Origin of the sequence: Gelidibacter salicanalis (genome assembly GCF_007997285.1) — a bacterium.
Lineage (GTDB): Bacteria > Bacteroidota > Bacteroidia > Flavobacteriales > Flavobacteriaceae > Gelidibacter > Gelidibacter salicanalis.
Genome location: NZ_VORX01000005.1, coordinates 67,054 through 90,061, shown reverse-complemented (window position 1 = coordinate 90,061; position 23,008 = coordinate 67,054). Strand labels below are relative to the sequence as shown.

At 39.1% G+C, this 23,008-nt stretch carries 22 protein-coding genes and 1 pseudogene; 17 read left to right on the top strand and 6 right to left on the bottom strand.

All coding sequences use genetic code 11. The features are described 5' to 3' along the window. Positions 1-301: 301 nt before the first annotated feature. The 5 genes from ES711_RS11410 (at position 302) to ES711_RS11390 (ending at position 4,025) form a co-directional block, all read left to right on the top strand. On the top strand, positions 302-1,096 hold the full coding sequence (locus tag ES711_RS11410; RefSeq protein ID WP_146893439.1) for an endonuclease/exonuclease/phosphatase family protein: 795 nt from the start codon (positions 302-304) through the stop codon (positions 1,094-1,096). 185 nt (positions 1,097-1,281) lie between these two features. Further along, a complete protein-coding gene (locus tag ES711_RS11405) occupies positions 1,282-1,995 on the top strand; it encodes an AAA family ATPase (RefSeq protein ID WP_146893438.1) in 714 nt (237 codons plus the stop codon). 66 nt (positions 1,996-2,061) lie between these two features. Continuing rightward, positions 2,062-2,499 (top strand): GNAT family N-acetyltransferase, encoded by a 438-nt coding sequence (locus tag ES711_RS11400; protein WP_146893437.1) that lies wholly within the window; start codon positions 2,062-2,064, stop codon positions 2,497-2,499. Positions 2,500-2,675: 176 nt separating this feature from the next. Next, positions 2,676-3,170 (top strand): hypothetical protein, encoded by a 495-nt coding sequence (locus ES711_RS11395; RefSeq protein ID WP_146893436.1) that lies wholly within the window; start codon positions 2,676-2,678, stop codon positions 3,168-3,170. 42 nt (positions 3,171-3,212) lie between these two features. Beyond that, complete coding sequence (locus ES711_RS11390) at positions 3,213-4,025, top strand: SDR family oxidoreductase (RefSeq protein WP_146893435.1); 813 nt, start codon at positions 3,213-3,215, stop codon at positions 4,023-4,025. Positions 4,026-4,261: 236 nt separating this feature from the next. On the opposite strand, the gene ES711_RS11385 is transcribed toward ES711_RS11390, so the two are convergent. After that, entirely contained in the window at positions 4,262-5,929 is a 1,668-nt protein-coding gene (locus ES711_RS11385; RefSeq protein ID WP_146893434.1) for a formate--tetrahydrofolate ligase, read from the bottom strand. A 207-nt stretch (positions 5,930-6,136) separates the two neighbouring features. Between ES711_RS11385 and ES711_RS11380 the strand changes: the two genes are divergently transcribed. The 12 genes and pseudogenes from ES711_RS11380 to ES711_RS11325 all read left to right on the top strand — a co-directional run bounded on the left by ES711_RS11380 (position 6,137) and on the right by ES711_RS11325 (position 17,668). Next, the gene (locus ES711_RS11380) at positions 6,137-6,730 is read left to right on the top strand and encodes a Crp/Fnr family transcriptional regulator (RefSeq protein WP_146893433.1); all 594 of its coding nucleotides are present in this window, start codon (positions 6,137-6,139) and stop codon (positions 6,728-6,730) included. Between the two features lie 214 nt (positions 6,731-6,944). Then, positions 6,945-7,457 (top strand): YceI family protein, encoded by a 513-nt coding sequence (locus ES711_RS11375; RefSeq protein WP_146893432.1) that lies wholly within the window; start codon positions 6,945-6,947, stop codon positions 7,455-7,457. Positions 7,458-7,567: 110 nt separating this feature from the next. Beyond that, on the top strand, positions 7,568-8,446 hold the full coding sequence (locus ES711_RS11370; protein WP_146893431.1) for a pirin family protein: 879 nt from the start codon (positions 7,568-7,570) through the stop codon (positions 8,444-8,446). Between the two features lie 386 nt (positions 8,447-8,832). Continuing rightward, positions 8,833-9,750: a DUF5996 family protein gene (locus ES711_RS11365; RefSeq protein ID WP_146893430.1), complete on the top strand. Its 918-nt coding sequence runs from the start codon at positions 8,833-8,835 to the stop codon at positions 9,748-9,750. 53 nt (positions 9,751-9,803) lie between these two features. Next, complete coding sequence (locus tag ES711_RS11360) at positions 9,804-10,088, top strand: GNAT family N-acetyltransferase (RefSeq protein WP_146893429.1); 285 nt, start codon at positions 9,804-9,806, stop codon at positions 10,086-10,088. Between the two features lie 27 nt (positions 10,089-10,115). Continuing rightward, positions 10,116-11,009: pseudogene (locus ES711_RS11355) on the top strand (pirin family protein). Then, entirely contained in the window at positions 11,006-11,581 is a 576-nt protein-coding gene (locus tag ES711_RS11350; RefSeq protein WP_146893428.1) for a TMEM175 family protein, read from the top strand. The pseudogene ES711_RS11355 and the gene ES711_RS11350 overlap by 4 nt, the downstream one beginning before the upstream one ends. Before the next feature lie 214 nt (positions 11,582-11,795). Beyond that, entirely contained in the window at positions 11,796-12,512 is a 717-nt protein-coding gene (locus tag ES711_RS11345; protein WP_146893427.1) for a pirin family protein, read from the top strand. A 644-nt stretch (positions 12,513-13,156) separates the two neighbouring features. Further along, a complete protein-coding gene (locus tag ES711_RS11340) occupies positions 13,157-14,167 on the top strand; it encodes an NAD-dependent epimerase/dehydratase family protein (RefSeq protein ID WP_146893426.1) in 1,011 nt (336 codons plus the stop codon). A 100-nt stretch (positions 14,168-14,267) separates the two neighbouring features. Then, a complete protein-coding gene (locus ES711_RS11335; RefSeq protein WP_146893425.1) occupies positions 14,268-15,077 on the top strand; it encodes an MliC family protein in 810 nt (269 codons plus the stop codon). A gap of 526 nt (positions 15,078-15,603) precedes the next feature. Then, positions 15,604-16,086: a BLUF domain-containing protein gene (locus ES711_RS11330; protein WP_146893424.1), complete on the top strand. Its 483-nt coding sequence runs from the start codon at positions 15,604-15,606 to the stop codon at positions 16,084-16,086. A gap of 25 nt (positions 16,087-16,111) precedes the next feature. Continuing rightward, positions 16,112-17,668 carry a sulfatase family protein gene (locus ES711_RS11325; protein ID WP_146893423.1) on the top strand — a complete coding sequence of 519 codons (1,557 nt, stop codon included), beginning with the start codon at positions 16,112-16,114 and terminating at the stop codon, positions 17,666-17,668. Between the two features lie 176 nt (positions 17,669-17,844). Here ES711_RS11325 and ES711_RS11320 read toward each other — a convergent pair whose 3' ends face one another. From ES711_RS11320 to ES711_RS11300, 5 genes are all read right to left on the bottom strand, one after another. Further along, complete coding sequence (locus tag ES711_RS11320; RefSeq protein ID WP_146893422.1) at positions 17,845-18,849, bottom strand: ABC transporter ATP-binding protein; 1,005 nt, start codon at positions 18,847-18,849, stop codon at positions 17,845-17,847. 2 nt (positions 18,850-18,851) lie between these two features. Next, the gene (locus tag ES711_RS11315; protein WP_317129870.1) at positions 18,852-20,399 is read right to left on the bottom strand and encodes an ABC transporter permease; all 1,548 of its coding nucleotides are present in this window, start codon (positions 20,397-20,399) and stop codon (positions 18,852-18,854) included. A 97-nt stretch (positions 20,400-20,496) separates the two neighbouring features. Further along, positions 20,497-21,552 carry a Fe(3+) ABC transporter substrate-binding protein gene (locus tag ES711_RS11310; protein ID WP_146893421.1) on the bottom strand — a complete coding sequence of 352 codons (1,056 nt, stop codon included), beginning with the start codon at positions 21,550-21,552 and terminating at the stop codon, positions 20,497-20,499. 119 nt (positions 21,553-21,671) lie between these two features. Next, the gene (locus ES711_RS11305) at positions 21,672-22,064 is read right to left on the bottom strand and encodes a hypothetical protein (protein WP_146893420.1); all 393 of its coding nucleotides are present in this window, start codon (positions 22,062-22,064) and stop codon (positions 21,672-21,674) included. A 103-nt stretch (positions 22,065-22,167) separates the two neighbouring features. After that, positions 22,168-22,836: a class I SAM-dependent methyltransferase gene (locus ES711_RS11300; RefSeq protein WP_146893419.1), complete on the bottom strand. Its 669-nt coding sequence runs from the start codon at positions 22,834-22,836 to the stop codon at positions 22,168-22,170. Positions 22,837-23,008 lie beyond the last annotated feature (172 nt).

Genomic DNA, 23,008 nt, shown 5'->3' with positions numbered 1-23,008 from the left:
AAATTAAGTATTAATGTTCTATGTGCGCTGACTTAGGCATCTCCAAAGATAAGGCATTCACAACGCGCGATCAGTAACCTAAGTTACATTGGAAACGGTAGGGCTTTTAAAAATCTTTTTAGTTTAATAACATCCGATGATTAAACCTTTATGAACATGAGTGCATTTGGCTCTACGATGACAATAACTCCATAATGGTTGGACATTAATAAACCGTCCGGTTATAAAACGCTTTTTCTTGCATGACTGCGACGTTTCCTTTATTTTTAGACTTATAACAACCCCTAATAATCCTCTCACAATGAAGAGACTTCTATTACTCCTAATCTGCTTTAGTGCTCTTAGCTTCTATAAAGTCGAAGCGCAGCGCAAGATTGATCTGAAAATCATGTCTTATAATATTCGCCACGGAAAAGGCTTGGACACTATATTGGATTTGTCGCGAGCAGCAGCACTCATCAAAAATCAGGCGCCAGATTTATGTGGCTTGCAGGAAATTGATCAGTTGACCACACGTTCAGATAACGTTAACCAAACCCAATATTTAGCCGAACACACCCAAATGGAAGGTAAATTTGGGAAATTTATGTCCTTTCAGAATGGCGAATACGGTATGGCTACCCTGTCCGCTAAACCATTTACATCGACCAAAATCCTAAAATTACCGGATGGCTTACAGGAACCACGTGCCGCCATTGTTCATGAAGTTGATATTGCTAAAGACTGCAATATTGTATTTGCAAACGTACATTTTGATTGGATTGAAAGTAGCGAGGGCATAGGCAGCCGACTGCAGCAGGCCAAAACCCTAGTCGACTATATAGACAGCTTAGATAAAGCAGCCATTATAACTGGCGATTTCAATTGCACTCCAGATTCGCCCACCATGCAGTATTTTGCGGAGCAAGGATTTGTATTTGTAGAAAAAGGAGCTGATCATTTAAGCTTTCAAGGTGAGGGTGCCTCTGAAATTGATCATCTTTTATACAGAAATTCTGAGCAAGTAAAATTTAAATCAAAACAGATTCAGCTGTTGGAGGCACCAATAATATCAGATCATCGCCCCTTAGTAGTAACGTTGGAAGTGCACTATTAAAGGACTATTAATTCCTGACGAGTGTCCTAAGGTGCTCAATTATGATGTTCTGAGCCGGTTGCAATAGCATGTAATCTATTTGTTTAATCGCGAAAGGACCTTGATTCTCGCCTCAACCAAACAATTATTAGGAAAACCATTTGTAATGCTCTAAATATATATCTTTGTTTTTAGAAACTGCACCTATGGCTACGCATCACAGCACCTTATCTTCCAAAAATAAGATTTTATCATTAGATGAATTGCATCTGAGCTCGGAAATAAGGACAAAATTAAACCAGCTCATTGAGGAATTCTCATTTATTGAAGCCCTAAACAAACTGAACATCCCTGTTGACAATAAAATTCTGTTGCACGGCAAAACTGGTTGTGGAAAAACAGCAACAGCCCATGCCATTGGAAAAGCCTTAAAGAAAGAAGTGATCACACTTAATTTGGGTGGTTTTGTATCTTCAAGATTGGGTGAAACAGGAAAAAATATTGCTGAAATTTTCAAAAAAGCTTCCTTTGGGAATGCAGTCTTATTTATCGACGAATTCGATTTTATAGGAAAAATAAGAGATTACGATGCTAAAGATTCTGGAGAAATGCAGCGATTGGTGAATATTCTCATTCAGCAAATTGACAATCTGCCAGACACATCGTTACTAATTTGTGCCACCAACCATGTGGAAATTATCGATACCGCTTTATTGAGAAGATTTCAACTTAAATTGTATTACGAAGTACCAACTAAGGAGCAGTTGGACAGCTATTACGATCATATTTTGGCTCAATTTCCTAATGAGGTTAACAACGTTTCCAGAACTTACATCATTTCCTATGCGGAGGCAAAAGACATATGTTATCAGCAAATTAAAGCGAATGTTATCCAGTTGGAAAAACAGAAACAACAATAACTCGGTTTTAAAACAAATAATGGAACGCGCGCTTAGTATAAGTGTTTAAAATTGGACGCTCATAGTATGATTAGAAACTACAGCACTGAAGACAAATCAAAAATTATTGCTCTACTAATTCAGAATACGCCAGAATATTTTGATCCTGCTGAGGAACAGGATTTATCAGATTATTTGGACACCAAAGTGGAGGACTATTTTGTATATGAAGAACACTCCAAAATTCTTGGTGCGGGAGGCATCAATTACATTTTAGGAGACCATGAAGCCAGAATTTCTTGGGATATGGTCGCACCTGAAACGCAGGGTAAGGGTATCGGGAAAGCATTATTGCACCACCGAATCAAGCATATTAATCGCCAACCTAACATTCAACTGATTAGTGTCAGAACATCGCAACTTGCTTACAAGTTTTACGAGAAATTTGGGTTTGAATTGGTCTATGTTGAAAAGGAATATTGGGCAAAAAATTTCGACTTGTACCAATTGGAAATGATAAACTGAAGCCTTTAGTATTTCAAAATAGATTAAGAGCGATCTGTTTTAGCACTGTTATTAGTACAATATCGCATTCCGGTTTCAAAATTAGTTTTAATTTGTTAACTTCAGTGTTTTAGCACGTCTTGCCAAACTATGGATACGATATGCGTGCAAAAATTCGACAACTAAAAGATAGTACCATGAGACAGCTTTATTTAAGCCTATTACCCCTTCTGTTTTTTTCTTGCCATCAACAGAACACTAACACAAAAGCATTGCAAACCCGTATTGATAGTTTGGAAACTAAGCTTGCCGAAACCTACAAACCTGGTTTTGGTGATTTTATGGGCATCCTTCAAACGCATCACTCAAAACTATGGTTTGCCGGTCAATATGAAAACTGGAAACTGGCCGACTTTGAAGTGCACGAGCTGATGGAAACCATTCAAGACATTCAAAAATTTCAGAGTGATCGGACGGAAACTGCCTTGCTATCGATGATTATTCCGCCGTTGGATAGCATCAGCGCAGCGATTCAGCAAAAGAATGCCGCACTCTTTAAGACAAGTTACACTTCATTAACCCAAGCTTGCAATACATGTCACCAAGCCGTAGAAATGGAATTTAATGTGGTGACCATTCCGGAAATCTCGCCGTTTACGAATCAGGATTTTCAGGTCATCAATCAAAAATAAAACCTATTATGGAATTAAATCTATAATTTAAAATGAAACCTCATGAACACAACTAATAACATAATAGTAATCACAGGAGGCGCCGGGGGTATCGGTCAAGCTTGCGCTAGAACGTTTAAAGATCAACCTATAATAATCACAGATTATTCCCAGGATAGTGTTGACAAAACGGTTGCCACACTGGCAGAAGAAGGCTTTAATGTTTCAGGCATTGGCTGCGACATCACCAATAAAGAAGACATCAAGAAACTAACGGCTTTCGTGTCTAAAGCGGGCAGCCTAAAAGCGCTTGTTCACACTGCTGGAGTTAGTGGCAGCGCAAAGGACCTTCGTAAAGTATATACCATTGATCTTGTTGCCACTGAACTTTTAATCGATGCCTTTTATGAGCTGGCCACCAAAGGTTCCGTAGCCGTTCTCCTGTCGTCCATGATGGCCCATACGGTACCGGCAAACGAGGCCTATGATAATGCGCTTGCCAATCCTCAAGCGGCAGATTCTTTCGAGACCGTGAGTCATCAGGTCAATAACAATGCAGACACCATGTATAATTTTGTCAAAAGAGGTGTGCAGTTGCTCATGCATAAAAATGCAGAGAAATGGGGCGAAAAAGGTGCAAGAATTGTGACGGTTTCTCCTGGGGTTATTGAAACTCCCATGGCTTTAAAAGCTTCAGAAGAACATCCTGAACGCATGAAAATGATCAAACAAGCAACGCCCTTGCAACGAAATGGTCAGCCCGAAGAAGTTGCCGATGTCGTTCACTTTTTGGTGAGTGACGCAGCGCGATTTATCAACAGTACTGATATATTGGTAGATGGCGGCGTCCTGCAAAACATCAAAAAGATGATGTAAATGCCACTGCTTTTTCCCGTTTAAAATGTCATAAGGAATATGAGACAATAATAATCTGACTTCCTCATTATAATCAGCATATCAGTTTACATTTTTAGGTCAATTATTGACCTTTACCTTACGCTTAGGAGGCTAAAAGATGCTCCAAACAGAGTGTAATTTTCTGTTTGTAATAAAAAAATCCTATCAACCAGAAATAGATTCTGGTCATAGGATTTTAAAAGCCTAATTGAAGCTTAAAATAGACCTTCAATAACACCGTCTTTATCAATGGTAATTCTTTCAGCGGCTGGTGTGGCAGCCAATCCGGGCATTCGCAGCATGTTACCCGCAATTGGAATAATAAAGCCAGCACCCGCAGCAATTTCAAATTCCCTAATGTGAATATTAAAATGCTTTGGTCTTCCCAATCTTTTTTGATCATCGCTAAAGCTTTTTTCGGTTTTCGCCATACACACCGGCAAAAACCCGTAACCCATAGCTTCATACTTACGTAATTGGGCTTTAGCCAAATCACTCAAGACGACGGCATCGCCACCATAAATGATTTGACAAATCTTATTTAATTTAACACTTACCGTATCTTCTAAATTATAGGTAGGCAGGAATGATTCTGTACAGGATGCTGCTGCCACCATCACTTTTTGCGCCAAATCCACACAGCCTGCCCCTCCTTTTTCCCAGCCATAACTTAAAGCAACAGGAATGTTCAAAGCCTCGCAATGCTCTCTTATAATTTGAATTTCCGTATCCGTATCCGTATTAAATACGTTGATTGACATTACAATTGGAATTCCAAAACTTCTCAAGCTGGCAATATGGCCATCTAAATTAGGGAGACCTTGTATAAGTGCGTGCACATCTTCTTGGGTGATTTCCTTTAACGATTTACCACCGTGGTATTTTAGCGCCCGGATAGTAGCCACTACAACCACGGCTTTGGGCGAAATTCTCGCAGCGCGACATTTGATATTTAGAAATTTTTCCGCACCCAAATCCGATCCGAAACCGGCTTCCGTAACGGTATAATCGCTTAAGGACATGCCCATTTTTGTGGCGACAATAGAGTTAGTACCCTGAGCAATATTGGCAAATGGACCTCCGTGGATGATGGCAGGATTTCCTTCTAAGGTTTGAACTAAGTTGGGCTTCATGGCATCCTTCAACAATACGGCCATTGCCCCTTCCGCGTTGAGGTCTTTGGCAAATACAGGAGTCCCTTCCCAAGTGTCCCCTATATAAATGTTACTGCAACGCTGCTTCAAATCTTCTAAATCAGATGCCATGCATAATATGGCCATAATCTCCGAAGCTGCCGTAATATTAAAACCAGTTTCTCTAGGTACACCTCCAGCCTTACCGCCAAGTGCGGCAATGATGGTCCGTAAACCGCGGTCGTTCATATCCATACAGCGTTTCCAAATGACTGTCCTAGGGTCGATGCCTAAATTTCGCGTTTTACTTTGAATGTTATTTTCAATAAGGGCGGATAGCAGATTGTTGGCTTTTTCAATAGCGTGGAAATCGCCCGTAAAATGCAGATTGATGTCAACCATTGGAATGACCTGACTCCAGCCTCCTCCGGCTGCACCACCTTTAATTCCAAATACAGGTCCCAAGCTAGGCTCTCTAATGACTACCGTCGCTTTTTGATCCAGTAAATTCAGTGCATCCGCTAAACCAATGGAGGTGGTCGTTTTACCTTCTCCCGGAGGCGTCGGCGTGATGGCGGTAACTAAAATGAGTTTACTTAGTTTTATCTGCTGGTCATCTATAAGATCTAACGGAAGTTTTGCTTTGTCATTCCCGTAATATTCCAGTTTCTCCTCCGGAATCCTCAGTGTATCGGCAATTTCTCGGATATGTTTTGGGGTAACGCTCTGCGCAATCTGAATTTCTGTCATAGGAGTACTGATTTTTTATAGTGAAATAAAGATATAAGACTTCTTCTACATATCCTATGACCGTAGTCATCTCTAGGCGCATTAGACTTATGGTATTTAAAAAATAAAATTTCAAAACACATAAAATTTTTCGATAGGTATCCTTATTCGTGTATTTTTGGGTAATTGAATATTCAGCCTTTAATTTAACTAACCACTGCGAGCTTTATGAACAGTCCAAAACTAATCAAATACCTCAGTTCAAACCTTGGCATTGATGAGGCTGAACTTTTAGTGCTCATCGCTGAATATCCTATTAAAAAAGTGAAGCGGGACGAGTTCTTATTAAGAGCAAATGAATTCAGCAAGCACACCTTTTTTATAGAAAAAGGCCTGTTAAGGCAGTATTCTATAGACAGTAAAGGCAAAGAACACACCATTTCCTTTGCTCCGGAAAATTGGTTTGTCTCTGATCGGGAAAGTGTCTATTTCAATTCGTCATCTGCCTACTTTATTCAAGCCATAGAGGTCAGCGAGATCGTGATGATAGATCAAGCTTTTATCAACTTGCTGTCAGAGAAACTGCCAAGGTTTACGGAATTCAACAATAAACTGCTCCACAATCATATTCGGCATTTACAAAACCGCATCCATATGTTATTGAGCTCTAACGCAGAAGAACGCTATCTCGAATTTGTAAAAATGTATCCAGACATCCTTTTACGTGTCCCTCAAACCATGGTGGCTTCCTATTTAGGCATTACGCCAGAAAGCTTAAGCCGCGTCCGTAAGGAATTGGCCCAAAAGAATTTTAGAAAATAAACGTTTAAAATATCCTTTTAAATACGCTTTCTAACTTCGTCTAAATTTCTTGCTCCTGATCAGTGTTAGCACAAAATAAAGTGACAAAAATCTTAAATTCTATTTTCAACCTTCTGATCCTCAAATAAGTCATTTCTTATCATAGATCAATGCACAGGATCATGTTATGCCGTAAGTTTGTATCAAATTATAAAACACATAAAAACACATACACATGAAAACAACTTGGAAATTAGACCCGACACATTCTGAAATCGAATTTAAAGTAAAACACATGATGATTTCTACAGTAACTGGAAGCTTCAGTGATTTTGACGCTACTGTTGAAGCAGGAGATGATACTTTTAAAGATGCACAATTCGCTTTCAATGCAAAAATTGACTCTATCAGTACAAAAAATAACGATAGAGACACTCATTTAAAGTCGGACGATTTTTTCAACGCTGAGAAATATCCACAATTGACTTTTAAATCAAAATCTTTTGACGGAGAGAAAATGGTTGGCGATTTGACCATCAGAAATACCACAAAAGAAATTACTCTTGATGTTGATTTTAACGGTATTGCTGAAGATCCTTACGGCCAAACTAAATCAGGTTTTGAAGCTACAGGAACAATCAACCGTAAAGATTATAACCTTAGCTGGAGCGCTGTTACAGAAGCAGGTAACATTGTAGTAAGTGACAAGGTAAAATTGATTGCAAACCTTCAATTTATCAAACAATAATAAGCACATTTTAGTTCTTATAAAAGGTTGGTAGTGGCGTGCTTCAAACATCGAAAATTCGATCTGAAACCTACTGCCGACCTTTATTTTTTAATTTGAAACACATGATTATGACAACAAAAACAGTCGAATTAATTGCAAGCCCAAGAGCGCCACATTTTGTAGGCGATGGTTTTCGCGTCCATAATTTTATTCCTAGTGGGTTTCGCTTGGACATGCAACGGATGAGTCCTTTTTTGATGTTGGATTATAACTCCACCTACACATTCCCGCCTTCAGATAAACCAAAAGGCGTTGGTGTACACCCGCATAAAGGTTTTGAAACGGTAACCATAGCCTATAAAGGCCGGGTGGCTCACCACGACAGCAGTGGCGGCGGTGGCGTTATTGGCGAAGGTGACATTCAGTGGATGACTGCCGCAAAAGGAGTTTTGCATAAAGAGTATCACGAAGAAGAATGGAGTAAAACGGGAGGCGACTTTCAAATGGTGCAACTTTGGGTCAATTTACCTGCCAAAGACAAAAAGAGCGATCCCAAATATCAGGCCATTAAACATAAAGATGTTCCTGTATATCAACTGCCCGAAGGCGCCGGAAACATAGAGGTCATTGCTGGAAAATATAAGGACACCAAAGGTGCAGCATCTACATTTACCCCAGTACATATGTTTAACGCAAGGCTGACTAAAGGAGGCACAGCAGATTTTCAGTTTCCTAAAAATTACAATACTGTACTCCTCGTCTTAGAGGGATCAATTGTGGTGAACGAGAAAGAAAAAACCCTGACCAATCATTTAGCATTAATGGCCAATGATGGGGAGAATTTTAAGATTGAAGCTTCTGAAGATGCCTTGGTACTCGTTTTAAGCGGTGAACCAATTAACGAACCTATTGCAGCCCAAGGCCCTTTTGTGATGAATACAAGAGCTGAATTAATTGAAGCCTTTAACGATTATAACATCGGGAAGTTTGGATATTTAGAAGATTAAGAAGTTCAGCAATTGACGTCTTACTATTCGGTATTAGCAGCCTTTCGGAACAGAATCTTTCACAAGAAAATTTTTGTTGAAATGTTCCAACTTGCTAAGGATGGAAATTTGAATATTCAATAGGCAAAAGCGATATTAAAATCATTGAAACCTTATGGGAACAGAATCTATACTTTGGAAATCTCTTGGTCATAACAATTAACCAATAGTGATCATCATTTAAACGTTTGTAAAACATCAATTTAAAGTGCTACTTCAATATGTTGCGTATACCTCTACAAAGGTTAAAAGCTTTATGAAAAGTGATTATTTCAGCAGTAAATTGATTAACTTTTAGACTTATTATCACAATTCAACTTGAATAACACAATTTAAATCTATCAACTATGGAAGATACGACATGGCCAAAATTGTCTTTTGAAGCCTCAAAGGACACTTACGAAACGGTACATCTATGGACCCAAATTATCGGTAAAATCAAATTAGCCTTAAATCCGTGGATCAATCATTCATGGCACGCCACTTTAAAGGTAACCACTAACGGTTTGACCAGTGGTCCGATTTTCGCTGAGGACAAGCAACTCGAAATTGTACTTAACTTTTTAGAGCACCGTTTGGAAATCATTTCAAGCGACGATGAAAAGAAAACTTTCGATCTCGAGACCCTGAAAGTGTCCAGTTGTTACAAAAACGTATTAGCCTACCTGGAAGAAATTGGGATAGCCATAAAAATAAACGCCATTCCTAATGAAATTGAAGGCGCTATTCCGTTTCATGACAACCATGAAGGCACTTATGATACTGAGGCTGCCATTAAGTTTCACAAAGCCATGCTCAAAGTAAATAAGGTTTTCACCCAATACCGATCTGAATTTAGAGGAAAAAGTAGCGATGTGCAGTTTTTCTGGGGTAGTTTTGATTTGGCGATTTCGCGATTTTCAGGACGGAAAGCACCCTTACATCCTGGGGGCATTCCAAATTTGCCAGACTGGGTAACTCAAGAAGCCTACAGCCATGAAGTGATGAGCTGCGGCTTTTGGCCAGGTAATGAAGCCGTACCTTTTGCAGCATTTTATAGTTATATCTATCCTGCCCCCGATGGATTTAAGGCGGCGGCGGTTAAACCAAGCTCAGCTTATTTTCATGACGACCTTGGGGAATTTATTTTGACCTATGAAGATGTTCAAAAATCCGAAAACCCTTCTGAAACCTTATTAGAATTTTTACGCAACAGTTATGACCACGCGGCCAAACTTGCCGATTGGGATATCGAGAAATTTAAATTTAAGCTAGAGAAAATATAGCGGTTCACAGCTATTGTGAATCATTTTATAAACACACTAAATTACACATAACAATGACACGTATAGAACGAGAAGACAACGGTAAAAAAGGACGGTTCGTTATTTATGCTAATGATGAAGAAGCTGGCGAAATGACCTTTACTTGGGCCGGAACAGAGAAATTCATAATTGACCATACTGAAGTAAACGATAAGTTTGAAGGCAAAGGTTACGCCAGACAATTGGTCATGGCAGGGGTAGAATATGCGCGGGACAACGCTTCTAAAATCATTCCACTCTGTCCTTATGCCAAAGCAAGATTTGACAAAGATGAAAGCATTAGAGACGTCTTAGCTTAATCCTAACTTAAAACCATACTACAACACATGTCTAATACTGAAATAATTATAGAAGAACGCGCTGCCGATATCGGGAACTTTATGGTAGGCCGTTTATTACCATTCCGTCAAAAACGCGCGGTAGGGCCATTTACTTTTATCGACCATATGGGGCCTGCTAAAATGAGTAAAGATGAACATCTTGATGTCCCACCCCACCCACATATTGGACTTTCTACACTGACCTATCTTTTTGAAGGCTCCATTCAGCATAAAGATAGCTTGGGGTCTGATGTCGAAATTAAACCAGGCGCGGTCAATTGGATGACTGCCGGTAAGGGCGTGGTCCATTCTGAAAGAACTCCTGAATATTTACGGGATTCTGAAAAGACCTTGCACGGCCTCCAAATTTGGGTAGCATTGCCTAAACACTTAGAGCACTCTGAGCCCACTTTTTTTCACATTGAAGAACAAGAGATTCCGCAATGGACTGAGCAAGGCGCACAGTTTAAATTAATTGCCGGAAAAGCCTTCGACAAAACATCGCCAGTTCCGGTACACAGTGAATTGTATTTTATTGAAATAAAAAGTACAGACAAACAGCAGATAACCATTGGCGAAGATTTGTACGGCGAAAGTGCCCTATACATCCTAAATGGCAGCATAAATGCAGACGGTTATAACTACGGACCTAAACAAATTTTGGTCGCTAAAGATAGTACGCTGTGTTCTTTTGAAATGGAGCCGGATACGACGGTGTATATTTTTGGGGGCATTCCGTTTGATGAGGAGCGCTACATCCATTGGAACTTTGTCAATTCTGACAAGGCGGTTATAGAATAAGCTAAAAAAGATTGGGAGGCTCAAAATGAGGAGGCTTTTCCGAAAGTAGTGGGAGATGAACACGAATACGTGCCGTTGCCAAAACCACGTCGCTTATGAAAACTGGCAGACTCGAGGCCTTTAGCGATGGCGTTTTAGCCATTATCATAACTATTATGGTGTTGGGAATGAGTGCGCCAGAAGGCTATAACTTCGAGGCTTTAGAACCCATACTGCCAGTATTTCTTACCTATATCTTGAGTTTTATATATGTTGGAATTTATTGGAACAATCATCACCATTTATTTCAAGCGGTCAACAAAGTGAACGGAAGTATCTTGTGGGCGAACCTGAACTTATTGTTTTGGCTTTCTCTTTTTCCATTTGCCACAGATTGGTTAGGAAAGAATCATTTTGAAGACAACCCAACCGCCATTTATGGGATGGTTTTATTAATGGCCGCCATCGCATTTAAGATTTTAGTGCATTGTGTCATTCAGAATGAAGGTAAAGAATCTAACGTTGGAAAGGTGTACAGCACCGATAAACGCATGAATCTCTCCCTCCTATTCTATTTTTTAGGCGTGGTCATGTCGTTCTTTTTTCCAATAGTCAGTCAGGTTATTTATTTGGGAGTCGCTTTAATGTGGATCATTCCTGACAAGAGAATTGAAAAAACAATAAAGGATTAGTTTATGGAAAACTAAGTTAATTCCTATGGGCAAATTGCCATCTTGTGGAAAGCTGAAAATGCATCCCTTAGGGGATTTGCGCCCAGCCTTTACACAGAATTCGAAAGTGCAACCTTAGCCTTGAATGCTAAATTATTTTATGCTGAAACTATTAACAAAATCACATGTAGTCATTGGCCTTAAAAAGTAGGCCATCACAACAGAAACAACAATTATGAAAACAATACTTCACAAAGCAGACACTAGAGGAAATGCCAATCACGGTTGGCTAAAATCGAGACATACATTTAGTTTTGCAAATTACCATGATGCTGAGCGCATGAATTTTGGGGCATTAAGAGTCTTAAATGACGATATGGTATCAGAAAATCAAGGCTTCGGAACGCATCCACATAGAGATATGGAAATAATTTCCATTCCATTAGAGGGCGATCTTAAACACCAAGACAATATGGGTAATGAGACCGTAATCAAAGAGGGCGATATTCAAGTGATGAGCGCCGGAACTGGTGTCATGCATTCTGAATACAATAACAATCCTGACAAACCGGTCAAATTTTTACAAATTTGGGTCGTTCCAAACAAACAAAATGTAAAACCGCGCTACGATCAAATCACCTTGCAAAAATCTGATCGTAAGAACAAATTACAGCAAATATTATCGCCAAATGAAGATGATGCTGGTGTGTGGATCCATCAAAATGCTTGGTTCAACATGACCAATCTCGATACAGACCAATCAGTAAACTATACGGTTAACGACCCTCAAATAAATGGTGTGTACGCTTTCATTTTAAAAGGTGACGTTACCATAAACGGACAAGCACTTCATGAAAGAGACGGCCTGGGAATTTGGGATACGGAAACTTTAGACATTAAAGCGGACAGCGATACTGAAATCCTTTTGATGGAAGTACCTATGACCATGTAGTTTCAAGAATAATAAAAATAGAAAAAAGATTCCAAAAATTAGAATGGGTATGTTTGATAAAGGCGTTGATCTTTCTGGGACATAATTCCACAGCTTACCCTGCCAAGCACTAGTTGTGAATGCTATGTTCACTATATACTTAAAAAGCTCTTTACTAAACACGTAAGGAGCTTTTTTTTTAGTTCAGATGAAATCCTCAATAGGACACTCATCTTTCTCATTTATTACATCTCAATACCGCATAAAACTTCTAAAATGGCCGACTCTGTTCTTGCCCACATAAAAATTGCTGACCAGTATAAAATCCTAAGTTTAAGGGGGATTATCGTAGTTTCAATCAATAAGATATATATCGAAATTAATTTTAATAGGACATATCTTATAAGAACAGCAAGGCGGATAACGTTTAATTACACTATGATTTACGTAGAATCTTTTTAGTTCAATTAAAGACGTATTATCCTATTTTAAGGCTGACAAGAATTTCTGATTATAGAAGATTTGCTCAGAGGTTGGAGTTCTTAGGACAAAAGACACCAGTGTAAATATATTTTAAATTTCATAATCCTATAAACCAATCTGGTGCGGATTTTAATACAGTTTTGACCAAAAATGGTATACTCTTTGAAATGTACAATGCACGTATGAAAAACATCAGAATTTTATTAACGGGCGCTTCAGGAACCGTCGGTTATGAAACCCTAAAACAACTCGTTTTAAAAGATAAGTATCGCATCACGGTTTTTGATCTTGAAAGCGCATCCGCAACTAAAAAGTTTACGCCATTTAAAGACAAAATTACCATTATTTACGGTGATATTACCAACAAGGCGGATGTGCTTCGTGCAACTGCAAATCAAGATGTCGTCATACATCTGGCCGCAATAATCCCGCCATTGGCTGATGACAATCCTACCTTAGCACATAACGTGAATGTCACGGGTACACAACTCCTGATTACTTCACTGGAAATACAGTCGCCCAAGGCATTTTTTATTTACAGTTCCTCCATTTCAGTATATGGCGACCGACTTAAAAATCCCTATATAAATGTAGGTGATCCATTGGTTCCTAGCGAAGGTGACCGTTACGGACAAACTAAAATTGAAGCGGAGACCCTATTGCAAAATAGTAATTTAGATTGGACCATTCTTAGATTGGCGGCCATTATGGGCGATCATAAAATATCTAAATTGATGTTCCACCAACCTTTAGACACGTCTTTAGAAATTGCAACGCCAAGAGATACCGCGCGTGCTTTTGTGAATGCCATTGAAAACCAAACGCAACTGTCAAAACAAATTTTCAACTTGGGTGGTGGCGAAAATTGCCGTATGAGTTATAGCAATTTTTTACAGCGTTCATTTCAGGTTTTCGGACTAGGTAATCTCGATTTCCCCGCCCATAGTTTTGCGGATAAAAACTTTCATTGTGGCTATTATGCCGATGGTGATATCCTGGAAAACATCCTCCATTTCCGAAGGGATACGATCGAGGATTACTTTAAAATGGAAGCAAAAAAAGTGTCTCCATTAAAAAAAGCAGCGGCTTCAATTTTAAAAAAACACATCAAATGGTATCTCTTAAAGCAAAGTGAGCCATTTGCTGCTTATAAGGAAAAAGATCAGGCCTTAATGCAACATTATTTTAATTAAACGAGCCAAGATTTCCAATACTTTGCTTGCAAATTTGCAGTCTCGTTGCTTGCAGTCCACTGCATAATTATGCAAAACCAAAATATTTAATATAAAAAGAATGAAAAGAAATTTTTTAATTGTTGCAATGTTAGCAACACTTATGATCACCAGTTGTAAAGATAATGCCAAGCAAAACAACGTCGATGCAACTACTACAGAACCAACAACTATGGCTACTGATAGCCCTGTGACGATTTCAAAAACCGATAATGATGATAACACCTTGGAGATGACTTTTGACAATTCAAAAGACATCGCCACCATTACATTCAATGGTGAAACGGCAGAGCTGGCTGGTCAGAAACCAGCATCAGGAATTTGGTACAAGAATGACGTTTATGAATTAAGAGGCAAAGGGAACGACGTCACTTTAAGCAAAAACGGGAAAGTTGTTTTTGAACATGAAGATGTGATGATTGCTGTCGAATCTAAGAATGAAAATGGCGATGTTTTGAACCTCAGCTTTAATACAACAGCGGGTACGGTTAAGGCGTACTTAAATGGTGGAGAGCAAATTGATTTAACAGCAGAAAAAGCGGCATCCGGATTTTGGTACAAAAATGACCAGTATGAATTGCGAGGCAAAGGCAATGATCTGCAATTAACAAAAGATGGCAGCGTAATTTTTGAACATGAAGACCAAAAGGTTTTTATTGAAACAAAAAACACTCAAGGCGATGTTCTTAATATGACTTTTAACAATACGGAAGGAACTGTACAAGCCTATTTGAATGGTGGCGATCAAATTGATTTAACCCAAAAAAAGGCAGCTTCAGGCATTTGGTACAGCAATGAACACTTTGAACTGCGGGGCAAAGGTGACAGTTACTTATTAACTAAAGATGGTAAAACCGTTTTCAGTAATTAATAAAGACCTAAACAGTATTTGATCTCGTTCATAGTAATGGGAATGCGTCAGAGCTACCAAAGCGGATTGTTTTAAACAATTCGCTTTTTTTTATATATCAGTCGATAAAAAAATCATTGTTGTCCGATAAAGAATCAAGACCGCTGCGCTGTTAGAATAAAGAATAAAGACTTGTTTGCAACTAACTGACAAACAACGATCATTTAAATTAAAATCGCACATTCCCTCCCGGTAGAAACATTTTCTAAAATGCAAGGTCTCATTTCGGAAATCTTCTAATGTCTCTTGCTTTAAATGAGTTTGTTAGTTTATTATTTATTTTTATCGGACACTAATGTAAAAAAATACAAGATTAAAAGAAAACACAGATAGCGATGAATTAATACTGAGGCTCCTGTTTAATTTAAGTACTGACAAACTCAAAGCATTTAATTTCATTTTTTATCAAAATGCGGTATCATCACCTCTTCAGCGTGTTATAAAGTCTCCACTGATTTATGTCGGATGTTTTTATTATTTTAGTGCTATGAGAAATGTGAACTATCGTGCAAATGAGCGTCAGCACTCCATGACTAAAACCAATGATATGTACCAATTAAACTACAGATCTCAAGCCAGACCAGGATTACAATTAGAGGATTTAGACGCCATTCTCATCACTGCAGTTGCGGTTAATTTAGCCAAAGACGTTACCGGATGCCTCATTTACCACAAAGGGAGTTTTGTTCAGGTTCTCGAAGGTGAAAAAAATAATGTTCAGGCTATTTATGAAAAGATTAAGGTTGATGACCGCCACAATACGGTAACCTTGCTCTGGGAAAATAATGTTGACCAACGCTTTTTTCCGGAATGGAATATGGCTTACTTCCGCCCCGAAGAGAAAAATTTGCAACAATACATTGACAATTTAGTGCTACTTTCCGAACTTTCGGATAGGTCGTCAGGATCTTTATTAAGTTTCTGGGGCAGTGTTCGAAAAATGTTAAAGGAGGATAAAACCCGTGAGTAAAAGCTGTTTCTTAAACCATATTGAAATGTTTAGCACCAAATTTTTTTTTAGACAACAATCTTTTCAGTTATTTTTTATCGCCATTATTGTGGGTAATATTTTCACCTCATGCAAGGGTGGTCAACAACAGTTTCCAAAAGAAATTTCCCCGAAGCCCAACATCGTCTTTATCTATATGGACGACTTAGGTTACGGTGATGTCAGTGCCTACGGCGCCAAAAATATTCATACTCCAAATATGGACAAACTTGCCAACGGTGGTATAAAATTTACCGATGGACATTCCAGCTCGGCAACCTGCTCTCCTAGCAGATATGCCTTACTTACTGGAGTGTACCCATGGCGAAACAAAGACGCACAAATACTTTCGGGTACAGCGCCATTGCTCATTGATACTGCCCAAGTAACACTCCCAAAGATGCTCAAAGAACAGGGCTACCATACAGGAGTCGTTGGCAAATGGCACTTAGGATTAGGTTCAGGCCAAACCAATTGGAATGTTAAGATTACCCCGGGTCCAAATGAAGTAGGCTTCGACTATTCCTATATCATGGCAGCAACGCAAGACCGGGTTCCCACGGTTTATATTGAAAATGGACACGTGGTCAATTTAGACCCTAAAGACCCCATTAAAGTCGATTATCAGAACAATTTTAAAGGCGAGCCAACAGCGCTCGAAAATCCTGAATTAGTCACGATGATGTGGGATCACGGGCATAATAATAGTGTGGTTAACGGTATCCCAAGAATTGGTTTTATGAAAGGCGGCGCATCTGCCAAATGGAGCGATGTGGATATGGCTGACGAGTTTTTAGAAATGGCCAAAGCGTACGTGAAGCAACACAAACACCAACCCTTTTTTTTGTATTACGCCATGCAACAGCCTCATGTACCACGTACCCCACATCCTCGCTTTGTAGGTAAAACGCGATTAGGCCCAAGAGGTGATGTTATTGCGGAGGCCGATTGGTGCATTGGCGAATTTATGGCTACACTCGAGCAAGAAGGTTTGTTAGAGAATACGTTGATTATCTTTACCAGTGACAATGGCCCCGTGTTAAACGATGGCTATGCTGATGATGCTGTTGAAAAAAACGGATCTCACAATCCCAATGGCGGATTAAGAGGTGGTAAATACAGCTTATTTGAAGCAGGGACGAGAGTTCCATTTATTACCTATTGGAAAGGTAAAATTCGACCTCAGGTTTCTGATGCCCTTATTTCTCAAGTGGATGTATTGGCTTCTTTGGCAACACTAGTAGGCAGCACTAGTAAAGGTCAGGATAGTGAAGATTTACTCGATGTCCTAATGGGACAAGCCAAGCAAGGGCGCACCGATCTGATTCTGGAAGCTGCTACAAAAACTGCCTATAGAAAAGGAGATTGGCTGTTGATTCCACCCTATAATGGTCCTGCCATTAATGCTAACGTAAATATTGAATTGGGCAATAGTAAATACTACCAACTTTATAATTTAAAAAACGACCTCTCCCAAAGCCGCAATGTAGCACACGACAATCCTGAAAAACTGGCAGAACTGCTTAAGAGTTACACTGCTATAATAGAAAACGAGGCGAAGTAAACTCCTGATTAGGGGCGATTAGCAAAACGCAATACGCTTCAAAGAAATTTGAAGTTTGGGAATTGTCTTAAATAAACATGGAATCACAGAAAAGCAAGGATATTATTCATCCCTTTTTTTTAAACATCTTACATTACATAAAAATCAATTTTTAAAAATTTTATAGTGATATCAACTTACTCTTGTTCAAATTCCAAAATGTCTTTGGAATTGAAGCCAATATAAATAGTATCTGCAATATTTTTATCTTGAGTCATCACGGTAAGTTGCTCTCCAGACTCCAATTTCAACACGAGCTGTATAGAATCGCCTAGTTGAATTTTTTTAATGACTTGGGCGGTGGTCAAATATTCACAATCCGCTTCCGCAGACGACGGACTCACAATAATTTTGTCGTTCCTAATGGCATGGCAACAGGTTTCCTTTAACGGACAGCGGAAGGCATTCTGCAAATTCTTATTGATATGCACGGTACTGCCAAACAAAGACGCCACGTATAAGGTGTTCGGTTTCACATATAAATTTGTCGCCACATCTTTTTGAATGACTTTTCCGTTCTGTAAGATTAAAATCTCATCGGCCACAGAAAGGGCATCTTGGGTATCATGCGTTACAAACAAAACTGTGACCCCGGTTTTTTTAATAATATCAAACACTTCATTACGCAATTGCGTACGCAACATGGTATCTAAGTTGCTAAAAGGCTCGTCCAATATCAATAATGATGGTTCTGGCGCCAAAGCTCTAGCTAGGGCAACTCGTTGTTGTTGTCCTCCCGAAAGTTGGTGCGGATAGCGTTGTCCCATCTCGCTCAATCCTACCAAATCCAACATTTCCTGAGCTCTACTTTTTTTATCTTTCATTTTTGAAAGTCCGTACAGTACATTTTCAAAAATGGTCAAATGCGGAAATAAGGCATATTCTTGAAATACCAAACCAATTTTCCGTTTCTCAGGTTGGACAAACTTATCTAGTGATGCAATGATTTTATCACCCATGGCAATACTCCCGTGGTCAGGCCGTTCAAGACCTGCAATGAGGCGTACCAAGGTTGTTTTTCCACTCCCACTCTCTCCAACTATAGCGCATACTTGTCCTGCTTTCAAAGTGAAAGAGACATTTTCTATGGCATAATTTCTGCCTTTATCAAAACTTTTGGAAAGCGAGTTAATTGTTAACATGGTTATTTCTTAATCAATAATTTATTTAAAAATATCACAGGTATCATTGCGGTAAAGATAATGAAAAGCGAAGGGATAGACGCCTCCATCACCATCTCATCACTGGCATATTCAAAAGCTTTTACGGCTAAGGTGTCAATATGGTAAGGTTTTAGAATGAGTGTCAGTGGCAATTCTTTCATCACATCGATAAAGACCAAAATAACGGCGCTAAACACCCCAGTTTTAATCAACGGAAATTCAATTTTAAAGAAGGTCTTTAAATTCCCCACGCCTAACACCTTTGAGGAATCAGGAATAGAATTATCCACCTTTAAGGCCGTAGAATCTATAGGATTATAAGCCACCGCCAAAAAGCGCACGGCGTAAGCATATAAGAGCGCAAGTAACGTGCCGTTAATGATCAAGCCTGAATCGATACCGAATTTTCCTAACATGGTAATCAGCCACTTGTCCAAAGCCAGGGTGGGAATCATAATCCCAATAGCAATCACCGCCCCAGGTATGGCGTAACCTAACACCCCAATTCTGGAGATATTTTTGATACTACTTAACGTGCTCCATTTTGAAAAATAGATCAGTAATAAGGCAAAAAAGACGGTAATGAGGGATGAGGCGATGGCAATGGCGAAACTTTGAAGGGAAATAATGATAAATTCCATATCAAAAACGGTTGACGCCGTAATAACTGCCCAATACAATAGTTGCGCTACCGGCAGTAAAAAACCTAAGAGAATAGGTAAAAAGACTATAGAAAATATAAGCCATTGTAAACCACCTCTAGGTTCTTTTCTCTGAATTTGGGTGTTGTTTGTTTTTGAAGATGTGAATTTTATTTTCCGGACTTGCCATTTTTCGAACAGAATAAGTGCAAAAATAAAAATAATCAACAACGCTGATAAATACACCGCCGTTTGAGGTTCTTCAAGTGAAAACCACGATCTGAAGATTCCAGTGGTAAAGGTATTTACGCCATAATATTTAGCTGCACCGTAGTCATTCAATACTTCCATCAGCACTAAGACCAGGCCGGCAACAATGGCAGGACGCGCGAGAGGCAACATCAATTTAAAAAATGTCTTTAGCTCACTCACCCCCAACATTTTTGAGGCTTCTAATAAGTTGTTAGCTTGGTTGAGGAAAAAGGCACGAGCGCTCACATAGACATACGGAAAAAGTGAGATGCTCAGCACGAAGGCAAGTCCGGCCCTATTCATAATGTCAATACGAATAAACTCTAGGCCGAGTTGTCTAAAAATCAAAGCCATACTGCCACCGTAGTCAAAAATACCAGCATACGCATAGCCTACAATATAAGAAGGAATGGCTAAGGGTAAGATTAAAAGCCATTCCATTTGTTTTCGGAACATAAAATCAAAGCGCGATACAAACCACGCCGATGACACGCCAAAAACCAAGACAAGAATACTACAAAAGAAAACGAGATATAGCGAGTTTAATATATAATCTGGCAAAAGGTATTCAACAATATGACCCCATGTTTCACCAGGACCAGAAAACAATTCCACCCCAATGAATATGATAGGCAAAGCCAAGAAAAAAACAATGGCCAGTGTAAATACTGACCACTTGTTACTATCTCGTTTAAGCCTTTTGATTCTCGTTTTTAAGGAGAATGCATCGTTTCTATTTCCACCCTGCTGCATCAAAAATCAAAACTGCTTGCTTGTTATATTCTCCTAATTTATTTAAACCTAAAGTATCTTCTTTAAAAGCGCCCCAATCTTTAATATCCTTTACGGGTGCCACACTTTCTAAAACAGGATATTCATAATTGGCCTCAGTAAACACTTGCTGAGCTTCTTGGCTAATTAAAAACTCAATAAATAAAATGGCGTTTTCTTTATTTGGCGCGTATTTTGCTACCCCAGCACCACTCACGTTCATGTGGGTACCTCTCCCGTCTTGATTAGGAAAAAACAAGCCAATTTGCTGAGCCGTTTTCACTTCTTCAGCGTCTGGAGAATTCAACATTTTACCAATATAGTACGAATTTACAATCGCAATATCACCTTCGCCAGCCACTACAGCTTTTACTTGATCTCTATCAGATCCTTTCGGAGAACGTGCTAAATTGTTAACCACACCTTCAGCCCAAGTTTTAGCTGCAGCCTCACCGTTATTGGCGATAATTGAAGCGAGTAAGGATTGGTTGTAGATGTTTGAGGACGATCTGACCAAAATTTTACCTTTCCATTTTTTATTTACCAAGTCTTCATAAGACGATAGGTCTTCAGGTTTGACGCGGTCTTTGGCATAGGCAATAATCCGAGCTCTTTTCGTCAACCCAAACCATTGGTTGTCGACATCTTGTAAATGTGCAGGAATGGCGTTTTCCAAAATTTCAGAATCAATAGCTTGTAATAATCCTTCATCTTTTGCACGACTTAAGCGGCCTGCATCTACAGTGATCAAAACATCAGCAGGCGATTGCTTGCCTTCCATTTTCATTTTTTGAATCAGTTCGTCAGCACTGGCGTTGATAACCTTTACTTTGATGCCGGTTTTATCTTCAAACATTTTAAAGATGTTTTGGTCCGGCTCGTAATGACGATGGGTGTACACGTTGACAACTTGTTCTTTGGCTGCTTTTTGTTCAGAAGTGGAGTCCTTCTTATTAGTGTCGTTTCCACAAGCAACCACTAAGGAAAACGCTGTTAACGCTACTAGTATTTTTTTCATAATATCTTTTTCGAATTGCAAAGATAACAATTTAGAATAGATATAAATAACGATGCCTCCATAATATTGAAAGTCCGCAGCGCACGATATATCCTCAGACCGCAATTTAAAAAGGCAGTTTAGTCGAGGTCTGATTTCGCCCCAGTGACGTCCCGAAAGGTAGGGTTGTTTTCAGTAATGCGCCCGGCATCTTTTTTGTTTATTTTAAACATCACATCTTTGGATGTGGTAAAAAGCAGCACTGAATAAAACGGTGTTTTAAGATGCGATTTTACAATGGCGTAGAGCTCCTCTAAGTTAAGTTCCTGTAAGTCATCCTCCGTTTCTTTAGATCGGTAATGGGTTTTTATAAGAAGTTTAGTGCCTTCTTCTAGAGCTTGCGGTCGGACAAAAATGTTCTTCAGATTCTGTTTCCCGATGGTTTTTGCCATAGTCAGTTTAGCAAAATTTCCATCTTGGACACTTTCCTTTACTTGAATCCAGAACTGCTCAAAAACTTCTTGGTACGGCATATAACTATTATTTGGTGGAAGATTAATTTAGAGCTACAAAAATAAGATTATTAATTTAGATAGCACTTTAAAAGCAGTGACAAGTCCTCAAAAAGACATCAGGCTAAAAAACCGTATAAAGTGTGGTCACTACAATTCCTTTTCCATCTTTAGGAACCACTGACACTAAGGTTTGATGGTCCTTTACTTGAAAAGAGAATGGAGGTGCCAACACATTGACACCACTTTGCTTCTTGAGTCGGATGCCCTGGCCGGAAATTAGATCCTTATTTGGAATGAAGGATCCACTTGGAATATGCTCCGTGAGGATAACATATTTAAAGTCTGACAATTTTGCCAAAATCTGGGTAATTTCAACATTGGAGAGATGCTGAAGCACCTGTCTTAATATGACACAATCACCCGCCGGCAATTCATCCACCGCAATATCCAAACAGCCAAACTCCAGATGATCAGCGTTAAAGTGCTTTTTATTAAAGAGGATAAGATCTTCTACAATATCTATCGCTATATAAGACCCTGTGAACTTTACCAAGTCCTTGCCGATATTAAAATCGCCACACCCCAAATCGCACACCTTCAAAGGTGTCTCAAACGAGTTTAAAAATGAAGAGACAACCTCAACATAAGGCATCACCAACTCTGGGTCATGAGATCCTTCACCTGAGTAAAATTCAGATGTATTCCTACCCCAAAGACCCCTCTCATACACCTGTTGCATGACATCTTTGGTAGGCCATGGAATTTTTAGTCTGAGTTGTTGGTCCTTCATAAAATTATAAGTTGGATATGGTTGCAAAGTTACAATTGAAAATTGGAGTACATAGGTTCAAAACGTGTTGATAAAGTATACGAATGTGCTCTTGAAAACACTTCATAATTTTCTTTTTTGAATTAATTCCTTAAATTAGAAGCCTCAATGATGTAACCAATCTTATTTAGAA

What these genes read in the sequence shown, in the direction of transcription:
- ES711_RS11390 (WP_146893435.1), top strand. Translation starts at nt 3,213, where the DNA reads ATGAACACAACTAATAACATAATAGTAATCACAGGAGGCGCCGGGGGT.
- ES711_RS11365 (WP_146893430.1), top strand. Translation starts at nt 8,833, where the DNA reads ATGGAAGATACGACATGGCCAAAATTGTCTTTTGAAGCCTCAAAGGAC.
- ES711_RS11350 (WP_146893428.1), top strand. Translation starts at nt 11,006, where the DNA reads ATGAAAACTGGCAGACTCGAGGCCTTTAGCGATGGCGTTTTAGCCATT.
- ES711_RS11370 (WP_146893431.1), top strand. Translation starts at nt 7,568, where the DNA reads ATGACAACAAAAACAGTCGAATTAATTGCAAGCCCAAGAGCGCCACAT.
- ES711_RS11340 (WP_146893426.1), top strand. Translation starts at nt 13,157, where the DNA reads ATGAAAAACATCAGAATTTTATTAACGGGCGCTTCAGGAACCGTCGGT.
- ES711_RS11320 (WP_146893422.1), bottom strand. Translation starts at nt 18,849, where the DNA reads ATGTTAACAATTAACTCGCTTTCCAAAAGTTTTGATAAAGGCAGAAAT.
- ES711_RS11300 (WP_146893419.1), bottom strand. Translation starts at nt 22,836, where the DNA reads ATGAAGGACCAACAACTCAGACTAAAAATTCCATGGCCTACCAAAGAT.
- ES711_RS11395 (WP_146893436.1), top strand. Translation starts at nt 2,676, where the DNA reads ATGAGACAGCTTTATTTAAGCCTATTACCCCTTCTGTTTTTTTCTTGC.
- ES711_RS11405 (WP_146893438.1), top strand. Translation starts at nt 1,282, where the DNA reads ATGGCTACGCATCACAGCACCTTATCTTCCAAAAATAAGATTTTATCA.
- ES711_RS11410 (WP_146893439.1), top strand. Translation starts at nt 302, where the DNA reads ATGAAGAGACTTCTATTACTCCTAATCTGCTTTAGTGCTCTTAGCTTC.
- ES711_RS11305 (WP_146893420.1), bottom strand. Translation starts at nt 22,064, where the DNA reads ATGCCGTACCAAGAAGTTTTTGAGCAGTTCTGGATTCAAGTAAAGGAA.
- ES711_RS11310 (WP_146893421.1), bottom strand. Translation starts at nt 21,552, where the DNA reads ATGAAAAAAATACTAGTAGCGTTAACAGCGTTTTCCTTAGTGGTTGCT.
- ES711_RS11345 (WP_146893427.1), top strand. Translation starts at nt 11,796, where the DNA reads ATGAAAACAATACTTCACAAAGCAGACACTAGAGGAAATGCCAATCAC.
- ES711_RS11375 (WP_146893432.1), top strand. Translation starts at nt 6,945, where the DNA reads ATGAAAACAACTTGGAAATTAGACCCGACACATTCTGAAATCGAATTT.
- ES711_RS11400 (WP_146893437.1), top strand. Translation starts at nt 2,062, where the DNA reads ATGATTAGAAACTACAGCACTGAAGACAAATCAAAAATTATTGCTCTA.
- ES711_RS11335 (WP_146893425.1), top strand. Translation starts at nt 14,268, where the DNA reads ATGAAAAGAAATTTTTTAATTGTTGCAATGTTAGCAACACTTATGATC.
- ES711_RS11325 (WP_146893423.1), top strand. Translation starts at nt 16,112, where the DNA reads ATGTTTAGCACCAAATTTTTTTTTAGACAACAATCTTTTCAGTTATTT.
- ES711_RS11385 (WP_146893434.1), bottom strand. Translation starts at nt 5,929, where the DNA reads ATGACAGAAATTCAGATTGCGCAGAGCGTTACCCCAAAACATATCCGA.
- ES711_RS11360 (WP_146893429.1), top strand. Translation starts at nt 9,804, where the DNA reads ATGACACGTATAGAACGAGAAGACAACGGTAAAAAAGGACGGTTCGTT.
- ES711_RS11380 (WP_146893433.1), top strand. Translation starts at nt 6,137, where the DNA reads ATGAACAGTCCAAAACTAATCAAATACCTCAGTTCAAACCTTGGCATT.
- ES711_RS11330 (WP_146893424.1), top strand. Translation starts at nt 15,604, where the DNA reads ATGAGAAATGTGAACTATCGTGCAAATGAGCGTCAGCACTCCATGACT.